The 12,117-nt window shown below is 43.3% G+C and carries 14 protein-coding genes; 10 read left to right on the forward strand and 4 right to left on the reverse strand.

Features of this window, described 5'->3' with window-relative positions:
- The 4 genes from AC4II3_RS26790 to AC4II3_RS26805 all read right to left on the reverse strand — a co-directional run.
- The coding region (locus tag AC4II3_RS26790; protein ID WP_490722941.1) for a hypothetical protein at positions 1 to 809 on the reverse strand (809 nt) is incomplete at its 3' end.
- A 41-nt stretch (positions 810 to 850) separates the two neighbouring features.
- Positions 851 to 1,486 (reverse strand): hypothetical protein, encoded by a 636-nt coding sequence (locus AC4II3_RS26795; RefSeq protein ID WP_490722942.1) that lies wholly within the window; start codon positions 1,484 to 1,486, stop codon positions 851 to 853.
- Positions 1,467 to 1,841: a hypothetical protein gene (locus AC4II3_RS26800; protein ID WP_490722943.1), complete on the reverse strand. Its 375-nt coding sequence runs from the start codon at positions 1,839 to 1,841 to the stop codon at positions 1,467 to 1,469. The genes AC4II3_RS26795 and AC4II3_RS26800 overlap by 20 nt, the downstream gene beginning before the upstream one ends.
- Positions 1,842 to 1,989: 148 nt before the next feature.
- Complete coding sequence (locus AC4II3_RS26805; RefSeq protein ID WP_490722944.1) at positions 1,990 to 2,712, reverse strand: hypothetical protein; 723 nt, start codon at positions 2,710 to 2,712, stop codon at positions 1,990 to 1,992.
- 1,311 nt (positions 2,713 to 4,023) lie between these two features.
- On the opposite strand from AC4II3_RS26805, the gene AC4II3_RS26810 reads away from it, so the two are divergent.
- From AC4II3_RS26810 to AC4II3_RS26855, 10 genes are all read left to right on the forward strand, one after another.
- Complete coding sequence (locus AC4II3_RS26810; protein ID WP_490722945.1) at positions 4,024 to 4,398, forward strand: helix-turn-helix domain-containing protein; 375 nt, start codon at positions 4,024 to 4,026, stop codon at positions 4,396 to 4,398.
- A gap of 110 nt (positions 4,399 to 4,508) precedes the next feature.
- Positions 4,509 to 4,778 (forward strand): hypothetical protein, encoded by a 270-nt coding sequence (locus AC4II3_RS26815; RefSeq protein WP_490722946.1) that lies wholly within the window; start codon positions 4,509 to 4,511, stop codon positions 4,776 to 4,778.
- A gap of 3 nt (positions 4,779 to 4,781) precedes the next feature.
- Positions 4,782 to 4,970 carry a hypothetical protein gene (locus AC4II3_RS26820; RefSeq protein WP_490722947.1) on the forward strand — a complete coding sequence of 63 codons (189 nt, stop codon included), beginning with the start codon at positions 4,782 to 4,784 and terminating at the stop codon, positions 4,968 to 4,970.
- 506 nt (positions 4,971 to 5,476) lie between these two features.
- Entirely contained in the window at positions 5,477 to 8,638 is a 3,162-nt protein-coding gene (locus AC4II3_RS26825) for a DUF3987 domain-containing protein (RefSeq protein ID WP_490722948.1), read from the forward strand.
- Positions 8,639 to 9,737: 1,099 nt separating this feature from the next.
- A complete protein-coding gene (locus AC4II3_RS26830; protein ID WP_490722949.1) occupies positions 9,738 to 9,866 on the forward strand; it encodes a hypothetical protein in 129 nt (42 codons plus the stop codon).
- 341 nt (positions 9,867 to 10,207) lie between these two features.
- Positions 10,208 to 10,555, forward strand: coding sequence for a MerR family DNA-binding transcriptional regulator (locus tag AC4II3_RS26835; protein ID WP_490722950.1), 348 nt, complete (start codon positions 10,208 to 10,210; stop codon positions 10,553 to 10,555).
- A gap of 155 nt (positions 10,556 to 10,710) precedes the next feature.
- Positions 10,711 to 11,115: a hypothetical protein gene (locus AC4II3_RS26840; RefSeq protein WP_490722951.1), complete on the forward strand. Its 405-nt coding sequence runs from the start codon at positions 10,711 to 10,713 to the stop codon at positions 11,113 to 11,115.
- A gap of 86 nt (positions 11,116 to 11,201) precedes the next feature.
- Complete coding sequence (locus AC4II3_RS26845; protein WP_490722952.1) at positions 11,202 to 11,387, forward strand: hypothetical protein; 186 nt, start codon at positions 11,202 to 11,204, stop codon at positions 11,385 to 11,387.
- The gene (locus AC4II3_RS26850; RefSeq protein WP_490722953.1) at positions 11,374 to 11,592 is read left to right on the forward strand and encodes a hypothetical protein; all 219 of its coding nucleotides are present in this window, start codon (positions 11,374 to 11,376) and stop codon (positions 11,590 to 11,592) included. The genes AC4II3_RS26845 and AC4II3_RS26850 overlap by 14 nt, the downstream gene beginning before the upstream one ends.
- A gap of 66 nt (positions 11,593 to 11,658) precedes the next feature.
- Positions 11,659 to 12,117, forward strand: a 459-nt coding sequence (locus AC4II3_RS26855; RefSeq protein WP_490722954.1) for a hypothetical protein, incomplete at its 3' end; no start/stop codon positions are given.

Raw genomic sequence — 12,117 nt, forward strand, 5'->3', positions numbered from 1 at the left:
TAACTACTAGGCACATCAATAGTTTCCCCAAGACTACCTTGAAATTCATATCCATAAGTACCAGCAGCCACATCCCTATCTACGGCAGGCTCTAATTCTGGAGTCTGGACAGCGGAAATGACTCTCATACTCTTTGATGGATAAAGCTGGCGTCCTAGAGTGTCTAAATCCTGAATTGAAATCATTTCGATTAGCTCGTGACCATCTTTTAACTCCTTAAGGTGACGGCAATACCGAGAGTTATCTCTATTAGTAAAAGAGTCATTGAGTATAGTTAGGTAAGTGACAAAACGTCTTTTGGTTCCCACCCCTGTTAAGACATGTCCTAAAACCCCTCTATACTCTGCCAAGAAGGCAGCTTCATGTCTTTCTCTTTCTGATAGCCAGTCGATACACTTTAATTGTTTACCTTGGAACAGATCATTTTGGTTGTCTTCAGTTTTATCGTCTTCATGCTTAGTGAACTCATTCCAGAGCTTTCTGGCATCTGGAACGAATGGGAGTGGCCTTAGATTGTCAGTAATACTAAAGTCTTTCCCTACTGTCCAGGCATATCCAAGTCCTCCAAAAATCAAAGCTAAAAGAGATAAAGGATTTACGTTAATTGTTGCTAAGGCGGCCACAGAGCACACAACACCCAGGCTTTTGGAGAGGTTACATCCTAGACGTCTCTTTGTCGCGTCGTAGATTAAATAATCATCCCGAATAGCCAACCACATAGGTGGGTCTGTGATTAATAGATTTAGATCGGGATATTTCAGAGTAAAATCAAGAGGAGCTTTTTGAGTTTTCAATGTATTTCTTTTCATCGTTTTTTCTCCCGGTATAAAACCGGGAGCTTTACTAAGTTTTACCTATTGCCAGAGCCTACGAATTTCTTGAAGTATCCATAGCCAAGCTTGAAGATATTAAGACCAATTCCTGGGGCGAAAGCAGATAGGGGATTGAATACTAATAGACCTAAGACAGTCCAACCACCAATGCCTTCTCCAAATATTGGTCTAACGCCAAATGCCATAGCTATTTCAACCCCGTACAAGAAATAACCAAAGAGGCGCAAAAAACCTCGAACAGCTTTCTTCATTCCCGAGGCATCTGGGTTGGAATTAATACCAGTCAAAACGACTTGACTAGCATTCATTCCCAACATCAAAAGGAAGTGAAACAAAAGTTCTGAATCATAGAAACTTTTAGTCAAATAAGCTTTGATGCCAACCCATGTAGTGAACGGGTTAGGGGCTAAAGCTAACCCCGAAGGATGAGTGTAAAAGTTATCTAGAGATATGGCGAGGCAATAAATAAAAGCTACGAAGCTAAATGCCAGAATACCGGGTCCAAGAAGGAAGTTTTTAACAATGAAGCCAAGGGCAGCTATTAAAGCTGACAGGCAGTCAAAAATCCAGTCGATAGCCTCCTGTATCCACTCAATAATATCAACCAGAATTCGCTTTCCACGGCGGTCACTGTTAGAACCTGACTTGCTCATATAAACTCCTCTGTCTATCTATCGCTAATTTGCGGATTCGTTCGTCCTTCTCCCACAGAAATGCCCAAGACACAGAACCGGATTCATTTTTCCAAGCGGTGCCAACGAACCTCTGAGGGGTGGAGATATCGAAGTAATAAACGAATCCTCTAGGAGAGTTTTTCACTTGGTTAGCGATCGCTTCCGATTTGATAGGGAAAGCATTTCTGGTTTCTGGATTGAAAGTGAACTGAAAACTGTGACGCTCTGTCGGGTGAAGTTTTAGATTTCGGGCGTAGACTTCTTTCTCCTTTAGTTGGTTGTCCAGTCTTGCTCTCTTGATCTCTCCATCCTGTTCTATTAGGTCAACTCTCATCTTGGTGTCAGCCTTCCATGCCTGCTGGCAAGCGAAAGGTATTACTAGAAGTCCAAATGATAGTAGTGAAGGCAATAGTGGTCTAATGTAGTATTTATCCATTTCGCATTTACCAAGCGGGCATCTTTTGACACCCGCTTGTCCTTCCTTATACGTCAATACCTAGCTTGGTCATTTTCTGCTTAAGAAGTGCAACAGCTTCCTCTTGGGTCACAACTTTGGGTTGAACAATCTTGCTTTCAAGATAAGCCTGGTCTTCTGCTGCGCACTGAGCGTTAAACTCTTCCACTTCAGCATCCACCTCCTCAGTAGTGATGCCAACACGAGACATTAACCCATTAACAAGTGCTCTTCGGGTTTCAGGATTGAACAATTGACGAAGATTTTTTCGTCCTTCGTTATTTGCTTGTCGGTAACGGTTGAGGTTTTCGCTCATCTTTTGATCTTGCTCCAGCACCGCAGTCTCAAAAGCTACCTCATCAATTAGACCCAGTGCTTCTCGGTAGGCTTGAAGTCGCTCGGGCATCATATCAATGATTAGATCAGCTGGTAGTTCAGCTAGGCCACGAGAAATCAGGCTCTGGTTTACAGAGGTAACTAGCTGATTAGTCGCTTCTTTGGGAGTTACGGGAGCGATTGCAGAGGAAGTGCCACTAGTTAGTGCTTTTTGAACAGCTTCATCGGCTCCATTCATGGCTCCGTCAACTTGAAAGACTGCATTCCAGGGAATCTTGTCTTCGTAGGGGTCAAACCCTTGAGCTGCTCCTATTTTCTCTAAAGCATTAGTGGCTTCAGCTTCAGTTTTACCTTGACTAGTCATCAAAGCCTCTAAAGCATCATCAAAAGTCAAGGTGTCATTATTGTTTTCCATTTTTCTAACCTCTTTGAAAAATCTTCTGGAGTGAACACTTGAAGCAGCAGTTCTAATCGATAAGCTGCTTTGTTATAGCGAGCGCCAGGTGGAGCCATCAGAAGGGATATCATCCACATCACGAATATTTGAAATGGCCTTAATCTTCTGATTTTTGAGGTCTTTCTACACCCTTGGCTTCTGTAGAAAGACTTACTGAACAGTATTTGCTGATTGATAGTTGGAGGGTTGTCTATTATGTAGAACCTCCATCTGTAGGATGTATTTTGAGAAAAATTAAACGTATCTTCTACTTCATCTCTAGTTGCCTTATCAATAAGGTTGTAAGAGAAAAAATAGTCGTACGTAAAATTAATCATGTCAACGTCAGGTGTATCCCAGCGTTTGTCCGTGATGAAGCTTATCGTGCATGATTTCGCCCGGTACGGGTCATGAATTATCGTGCACGATTTCGCCCAGTTTGAGTCATTTGGACTAAGTACTTCCATGTCGCACTTTATACTGGCTCACCTCCTTTTATTGAGAATAGACTTCAAAAGTGTCTTTTGACTTGGGACACATATATATAGAGGAGAAGCATGTATGTACGGGGTAATAGCATGCGAAATATGTTTTTTGCCCTGGTAAATCGTAATTTCGTGCACGATAGCGAAGCCTAATTCCTTATCGTGCAGAGAAGTAATTGAGAATTACTTCTCTTGACCTAATCGTGCATTAATTACTAAACTAAGTAAATAAGAGTACTTATTCATGCACGATTAGGTCAACTACTAACAAAAAAGACCATGTAATCAACCCTGCACGATTAGGTGAACTAATTATAGATAACCATGCACGATAGGATTATCGTGCATGCACGATTAGGTCAACTGTTAATAGTTTTTATTGCACGATAGGCTTATCGTGCATGCACGATAAGAACACTTATTAAGTAAAAAGCCTTTGAGTAGTACTCCCAATTATCGTTAGAGTATCGTTACCGCTAGCTATTTCCACATAAGTGACAAATCAGCATCCACGTCGCCCAGTAGCATCCGATGTCACGAGCTAAGAGCAGTAATGAAATCGTCATTTGTGCTTAAGATCATGTAGTTGTCTAGGTGCTGTGGCGACCTAGATTCAGTAATAATGAAGTCTAGGTCTAGTTAGTTCTGGCCTACTAAAGCGGGCACTCGCTGTGTATTTGATGTGCTCGCTTTTTCATCCATACATCTACTATAGCGAGGATTTAAAAAAGTGTCAAGTGCTTGGACAAAATTCTTTCAAAGCGTTATCCTTTAGAGGTCAAGGTATGTCATTCAATGTCCGTAAATGAGTATTACAGAGGTTTACAGCTCTAAAACAGTCAAAATTACAAATTTCCCCAAAACTATTAAAAGACTAAGAAGAGGGGTAAAAGGCGGGGTCTCAAAACTTTCTCGAATCGCTGGAATACCAAGATCTACCTGGTACGCAATAGAGTCAGGGGACATCCCTCGGATCTCTACAGAGGTATTAGAGGGCATAGAGAAAGCTCTTGGGGTGGACTTTGGGGTGGTGGTTTGCTGTGACTGTGGGACTTCAGAAGACCATAATGGGTCTTTCAAAAGGGTAGCTCCCCCACCAGATCAGAGAAGCACTGGTTCAACCTCAGACTCTACCCACGTCCATCAAGAGAAAAAAGGGGAGTCGGAGGTGGCCGATTGATTTTCTACATTAAGCGTGATCGCATTTAATGTGGAAAATCTTCAATGCAGTCGTGGTTAATGGAAGCGATCGCTGAGCTGCATCTCGGATCCGCTCCCTAGGGAATTAAGTTGCCTTATTTTTTGGGGGAGATCCGCTTTTCGGAACCCATGTTCTCGGAAGCCAACTACTCAACCCTAGGTATCAAGTTGATTTTTATTTTTTTCTCTAGTAAAATTGATAGTGCAATGTGGTTGAGCCCATTGCTGGACAAGCTTGTGGTTGAGCCCTGGCTTTTTCCATGGCAAGGCTGTGTGGTTGTGCCCGAGCTGTTTGAGCCAAAAATTGTCGAATGCAAGAGGTGTGCTGTAAAGGCACCTTGGATTGAAATCAAAAACTAGTACATGCGATCGCTACATTTTTGGAAGTCAGTTGCGATCGCAGGAGAAAAATGTGTATCCTATATCCAGGCAAGCGAGCAGGGGCAACATCCTGTCGCTGGATTTAGTCACTGCCGAAGACTGGCTGGCGGACTAAGTCTAAGACGAAAATCCTCGCGTCTTGGCAAAGACCGAGGGTTGACGCCAGAGTAACCGGCTCTTGGCGGTTTAGTCGATTTGTTGCTGACCAGACTTTTTGACGCTTTGGTCAGGTAAATAGGGTAACCCCTAAAAAAAGGTGGTTGTCTCTCTCGAATTATTAGTCGGGAGAAACCACCGCAAAACCATATAATTCTTATCCTCATGATATATCAAATTTTTCCGAGCGAACAGTGGCAGAGTGCCAAAAACTCAATCTCCGAAAGTCAAAAAACGCTAGAAGCCCTTTCTGGAAACTGTCCAGAAGGATTTGACAGTCTTGTAAAAAATTTTTCTCAAGTTAATCAAACGGCCAACCTTACTTTTCAGGAGGTGGCATGATGGTTTACGACTCAACATTCAGTTCCTATATCAGCTCCTCACATTTCAATAACCAGGGTTGGGCATGCGTATCGAAGCTCAAGATCACCTGTCCAGCATGTGGAGCCAAAGATGAGTGCTCGATAGGAATTGACGGTGCAGTTAGGTGCGAAAAGACTTACAGGGGCACAAGGTCGTTATTGCTTGATCTTGATAATGACTATGAACAGTACACTCCCAAGAGCTCTACTCAGTCAGGAAATTTCTATCGCCCGAAGAAAAAGCAGAAGCGCAGCAAGAAGCCAAGGGAAAGCAAGTACAGGTACTGGACCTATAAGGACGAAAAGGGCAAACCGGTACTTCAAGTAAGGAGATGGGATTACAAGCAGCCGGAAGACGGGAAGTACAAAAAAATCGTCCAACACCTCTACGACCCTCAAAATCAGAAAGCCGATAAGTACGGCTACGTCCCAGGATTACATGGGCTCACCCCTGACAACTGGGCACTATTGAATTTTGAGAAAATCCAGGAAGCGATCGCGAAGGGTGAGCCTATTTTCGCGGTAGAAGGTGAGCCAATAGTTAACCTTCTGACTGACATGGGTCTGGTTGCAGTGACTTGTGCTCGCGGTAGCAGTGGATTTCATGAATCTCAATGGCAAGTACTGAAAGGGTACTGGAACCTTGTACTATGCCCGGATCGGGATAGGCCAGGGATGGACCTAATGCTCAAGATCCAAGCAGCTACTGGAGCAACCAAATGGCTGTACGCCTTTCCCAACCGGAAATTCCCGTGGATGCATTTACACAGCAGTGATGGTTCGGACATTCTTAATTGGGTAAAGGATGAAAAAATAACAAAAGAGCAGTTACTGGCCGCAGTTACCACAGAGCAAATTAAGCAACTTCCTTCTTTCAGCAAGGATAACCTTTCAGCCCAACCAGAAAAAGTCACTGTAGATCCAACAAAAAAAATAGAAGAACTAAAAGTCGAGTTATTTGAGCTGGCGGCTAAGGGGCTAGACGGAATTGATTTAGATCTCCAGATAACCCGCATTGCCACAAAGTACAAAAAGCAGGAACGTTTGATCAGACGGCTTTACTATTCAGCAATAGAAGAAATTGAGGCTGATCAAAATCTGAATGCAGTGCTTCCGCAGCTACATGAGTTGCTGTCCGGGGAAAAAAGACAAGTTGATTTAGATCGAGTTTTCCCTCCCGAGTTAGCAAAGCCGTTGAAGTTGAGTATTAAAAAGAAAGGGCATTCAGCAGCAGCTCTGTCTGTCTTGACTGTCCTGGGGATTTTAATGAATGAAATGTCGATTGAGCTTAAAAATGATTGGCATGAGCGTGCGATCATACACGCATTGCTTGTCGGAGACTCTGGGAGTTGGAAATCTGTGGTTTTGAAAAAAGTAATGAAGCCACTACAGCTCATGCAGGAAAAGATTGATGAAGAGACGGAAAGATTAGAAAACAAGAAGGAAGAAGCCTTAAATGTATGGCTCGATATGAAGCCAGAAGATAAAAGAGCTAAAAGAGGAACCGAAGAGGATCCGAACTATATTGATAAGTTAATATCTAAGCAACGAAAGTACTACGAGACGGATGTCACGCCAGAAGCTTTGAACACAATCATTGCACGACAAGAAAGAGGCAGTGGTGTTCTCCATTTTGGACACGAGGCCGGTACAGTTTATGGCTTTGATGCTTACAAGTCCAATCCTAATAACCAGAAATCCAAAAAGCAAAGAATGACCGCCTGGGATGAAGGATTGAGAGGATCTATTACTCGGCAAGACAAAAGCAAATGCCTCAGATATAAAAATCAATTCACCAATGTCTTATCTGCTATCCAACCCAGAGCAATGAGAACTGAGTTTTCCAATTTCAACAGGGACGACGATGGCGAATTATCTCGGATTACGAAGGTCTATATTGAAAGTCCTACAGTCAGAGAAGCAATTGAATGGAATAAAACGAGGGTAGATGTTACGGCGTTGTTACTATCTGTATATCAAGCTGTCGAAGCTTTGCCAAATAACTTAACATGCAAAATGACACCCGAAGCTGAACGCAAGTTTGTCAATGAAAGGGCGAAATACATAATTTGGCAATACAGAGATAAATCTAGTAATCCATCTTTTTCACAGTGGATAGCCAAGATGGTTACGATGCTAGCCAGAATTTGCCTCATACTACACGCCATAGAAGGAGCTTGTGACAAGGAAAAAGATCTGAGATGGATATCAGGGGAGACTATGGATAAAGCCATTTATTTCTGCGAAATCCTGATCGCAAATGAGTTACATCTCCAGCGCACTGTACCTGACTGTAATAGTGATTTCATCGAAGAAGAAACTAAGACCTTAGGTCAGATCAACGAAGTATTTGAATACGTCAAGCAAAAAAGAGAGACAAACCTCAGGAAGCTACTAGGACGCTTTCAGACTAGAGGAAATAAAAAGGGTTTAAGGAAAAAAGAAATAATTGCTTATTTGGAGCAGTTGGCAAAAGTAACAAAGGAAGATTCAAATATACAAGGTTTTATCAAGTTGATCAAAGACGAGAAGGGAAATATTTTAAATATCTTATTTTTGGACGAAGAAGATGGAGGAGGAGGTGGGGACCCACCATCAAACCCCACTCCTGATGGATCACCGGATTCTGACATTGAACAACAGGTGCGATCGCAGATTCAAGAGGCGCAGCTGGACCTTCCCCCATCTGTGCCTGTAGTGGAACCAGTGTTAGCTGGGGTAACCGGTTCTTCCGATTCATCTATGTCATCTATTAGTAATAAGACAGCGATCGCCTTTGGCGCGTCCGAAGGGACGATCGCTCCTTCAACTGCGCCACTCCCGGATTTGCAACCTTTAACTTCCACGGCAGTAATGGAAAAAACTCCAGAAGTTCAGCAGATTAGCGGCAAAGGCTTTGGGCAGCAGTCCCAGATTCCAGTCGAGGAACCGCCACTTGAAGATGATCCAATTGAAGATGATCGTAATCACCCAAGGTTTGATTTATTCAAAAAGACGGGGACCATATATCTCCTGGCAAGAGACAGAAAGAACAGAAACAGATCAGTACTGATGACCGACGAATTCATCGGAACTGAGATCAAAGACAAAAAAATCAACTCTGTCCCAGTGAAGTTGGAGGAAATTGAAGCTACCATCGGAAAGACTTTTGGCACCTATAAAGTACTAGCGGACGAGAAGGCACAGGATCCTAATGGGGAATGGGTCCTCGTAGATACTAGCCGTGAAGGAGAAACTTTTATTCCATTAGCCCATCACCGCCAGGTTCCATTGAGTGAGATTCACGCCTTCATTTATTCCGACAGTCAAAGCGATCGCTAGCATACCCCCGACCGGCAAAGAGTATCACTATCAAAGGGGAAGCTTTGCGCTGCCTTTTCTTTGATTGCGGTATGAAGCTTCCCCAGACCCTTTCTCCGTATGGAATAGAGGGGATTTTGTTGTGCTTATTTTTTGCCGAAAATCACGGATTTCACGGAACTGCTCCAGGCTGAAAGCCCGTCGGAACTTGGGTTATTAACCCTAACGCTTCAGGAGATCTAGCCTCTACTGTTCTTGGTTCCGACCAGGTTCAGCCAGCTGGGTCGTTGAGTAAAAAATCCCCTAAGACCGGGGAGTGTCAAAGGACGGGGGTTTCGGTTAATCCACAATCAATTACCTATAGTTGTAAGTTGATTACCTATAGACAGCCTCAACTAAAAAATGTGATATTTCGGTTTTGATCACATATTTCGACTACTTGATCACATACCCAAAAAATCTGTATTCCTTTACTGACAGTGATTACAGAGATTGATCACATCTTTTAGTAACATTTTTCAACCCCCCTAATTAGCCAAAATTACGTAGTCAATTAACTACATATAAACTTTTGATTAGGCGAGCTGACCATACCTCGCCCAAGGGGTAATAATAGTACTATTCATTATCAATATATAATTGCAATAAGAGCTTTGTAAAAATCAGTAAAATCAGCCTAATAGGGTACTATCTAGGATTCATAGTGATCGTGTGATAAAAAACTCTAAGATATAGATATAACAAGAGGTCTATAATATTTACTTTATGTGATCAATATGTGATTAAGTTGTGTTTTGATGTGATCAACTTACTGATTTTTGTGATCGATCACAAAATTTCACTTTCAATAAAAATGCCTATTGAGAAACCTGATAGGTACTTTCGATCGCTACTTTGGTATATGAGTTGCTTCAATACAGTAATCTGTAGATAGGCAATACAAGTAACTAACCGCGCAACCCCAAGTTGATTCTTTGCCGCGATCGCTCCCTTGGGGTAGGTTAAGAGGTTAAATCTAGCGCTATAATAAAGGCTTGTGACTGGAAGGCTGGAATACATCGGTGATGAGCTAGGACTAATAAAAGAGCATTCGGAGTCCGTCTGGACCCGCTTGGAGGATATGAAGCAAGAACTTGGAAGCCTCGATGGTTCGATCAATCGGATCGAATCCGTGATGGAAAAGAAAATGCTTCCGATGCTTGAGCGGATCGCAGTGGCACTGGAAGCGATCGCGGCTGGCAAGTCTTGATTGGAGCTAGTGCGGGAAAAGAACAATCTGTTCCTTTCCCGATGGGAATTGATCCTGGGACAATCCACCCACCTAGATTCTGGGTGGATTGCAGCAGCCTTGGAAGCGATCGCTAGTTGATTCCTTGAATCTGGGTGAATCCATCCCAATCATCAGGGCATTGCGATGCGATCGGCTCTTTCTAAGTACTGGCTTTGAACTTGCAAAGTACCGCCATATAACTCGGAATTAACTTGTAAATAACTTCCACGTAACTCGCGATTTGACTGTTCGTATCAGCTTTGTCGTACAAATGAAAACCATTTGGTAAGCTAGCAGGGTAGCCATTTGTTATTTTTGCCATGAGGTATTTAACAGCAAAGAAAATCTGCCAGGAATTGGGTATAACCAAGGTTACATTGGCTTATTGGGAGCAGCAGGGATTGATCCAAACGATTAGCGATCGCAACAACACCAAACGTTACGATGTTGACTCGCTAGCCAGTAAGCAGAACCAGGATAGATTAGCTAGGATGCCCGCAGGTTTAGACCCGTACCGGCCTCAGTGGGTTCCATTAAAAGAGGCCATGGAACGGCTGGGAGTGGCTCGGGGAACTCTCCGAAACTGGGAGGCCGCTGGCAAGATTAAGACAAAGAGGAACCACCGGAACCACCGGTTGTACGATCTAAATTCAGTGCGTACCGATTAACTTATTAATCAGGAAAAATGTCAAAAAAGACTTGACAGTACTGTACAAATGAAATATGATTTAAACATAGAAACGAAAAAGGCAGTCGCATCATACACCGGAACGACTGCCTTTGATGTTCACTCATTCAAAGCAAACTTGAGAATTTTACCAAAATGGCGAAGAAAAAAAATCAACCTCAACCAACCGTCACAGCTAAATCCAAGCGCACCATTCACTATACTGGTACTCTCCAGCAACGCGATAGTTCCAACCGCCGGGTGAAGGATGAGAACTTTAAAGATCGTGGTGGGGAAGAGACAATGGTACGGTTGCACCAGGTTTTTGGTGGCATAACTCCAACCACCTCTGGGTTTCGGGAAACTGTTCGGGAGCAATCCCAAGAAACTGGCCGGAATCCACTGACTTACCAGAAGAAGCAGCGTAGCGATACCCTTTCCGTCCCTAACAACCAGAAAAGGGTCGGCAGCCAGGTCGGGAAAAAGATTAGTGGTCAGTGCGACAACGTGTCGTACTGCCTGGAGATGTATTGCAATCGTTCCCCAAGAAATAAAAGTTGATATTCTAAGCGATCGCTCCTCTTCGATGGGGTGGTCGCTTTTCATTCGCCTCTTTTTCCACGAACATTTGACTATTTCCTAAAAAAATGAAGACAGAAACTTTGTTGGGGCTAGCTGCTGCTAGTACAGTCGTTGGTACCTTGGCCACAGAAGTAGCTATTAAAGACACCGGTTTAGCTCCCATTTCCAATATCGTCTCCTTGGGAGTTGGGACAGCCATCGGTGGATTAGTTATTGTTTCCGAGCTAGAGGATGCTGATGGTAATGAATAACTTCACCCTCACCGAAACTTCCCGAAATCGTATTATCGACTTCCGCAAAACTCACCCTACTTTCTATAAGTGGAAGTTTGGCCATGCACCAAAAGACGTTATCGAGGATGACTGCCGCACGACGCTGACCGAAGCGTATTGTGTCTGGATAGATAATTGCGGCGAGGAACATGAGACGGCCTTTGCTTACGAATTTGTAGTTTAGATAAAAAATGGGGACAGTGGCACAATACTATCCCCCGCAAAATAGCCAATCAATTCAATTATTACCATGCAGAACCAACAAAGACAGACTCACCTTTTTAGCAATGGCCGGAATTTATTCGTCTGGCCTTGCGGGGATCAGGACAGTGTAGAGAGAGCTCAATCTATGTTTTCGGCGAACAGCGACGGCGAAATAGTAAATCTAATAGCTATCGGATCAGAAAATTTGCTTCATCAGTGTTTCCAATACCATCGCGATCGCTGGTATAACAACGGCATGTACGGCTTCACTCCAGAGATGCTAAGGAAGTTCGCTCCGACGTCTGAAGAATGGGATGTAGCTATCGGAAAAATACGGGCTACTCGATATCAAAATAAGTTTAAAGACTTCACAAGGAAGGTGTCTTCTAAGTTGCAGTACCTCATAAATGAAACCGCCTGGGTTCTGGGATTAAAAGAAACCGAAGGGTGGGGAGCATCCCATTTTGGAAAATACAAGAAGAGGGTGGGGTTTAATTTCGCGAGT

It is taken from the genome of Moorena sp., from assembly GCF_982860115.1.

Coding starts and splice junctions, on each gene's coding strand:
- AC4II3_RS26795 (WP_490722942.1), bottom strand. CDS start 1,486: ATGAGCAAGTCAGGTTCTAACAGTGACCGCCGTGGAAAGCGAATTCTG.
- AC4II3_RS26800 (WP_490722943.1), bottom strand. CDS start 1,841: ATGAGAGTTGACCTAATAGAACAGGATGGAGAGATCAAGAGAGCAAGA.
- AC4II3_RS26805 (WP_490722944.1), bottom strand. CDS start 2,712: ATGGAAAACAATAATGACACCTTGACTTTTGATGATGCTTTAGAGGCT.
- AC4II3_RS26810 (WP_490722945.1), top strand. CDS start 4,024: ATGAGTATTACAGAGGTTTACAGCTCTAAAACAGTCAAAATTACAAAT.
- AC4II3_RS26820 (WP_490722947.1), top strand. CDS start 4,782: ATGCGATCGCTACATTTTTGGAAGTCAGTTGCGATCGCAGGAGAAAAA.
- AC4II3_RS26830 (WP_490722949.1), top strand. CDS start 9,738: ATGAAGCAAGAACTTGGAAGCCTCGATGGTTCGATCAATCGGATCGAA.
- AC4II3_RS26835 (WP_490722950.1), top strand. CDS start 10,208: ATGAGGTATTTAACAGCAAAGAAAATCTGCCAGGAATTGGGTATAACC.
- AC4II3_RS26840 (WP_490722951.1), top strand. CDS start 10,711: ATGGCGAAGAAAAAAAATCAACCTCAACCAACCGTCACAGCTAAATCC.
- AC4II3_RS26845 (WP_490722952.1), top strand. CDS start 11,202: ATGAAGACAGAAACTTTGTTGGGGCTAGCTGCTGCTAGTACAGTCGTT.
- AC4II3_RS26850 (WP_490722953.1), top strand. CDS start 11,374: ATGGTAATGAATAACTTCACCCTCACCGAAACTTCCCGAAATCGTATT.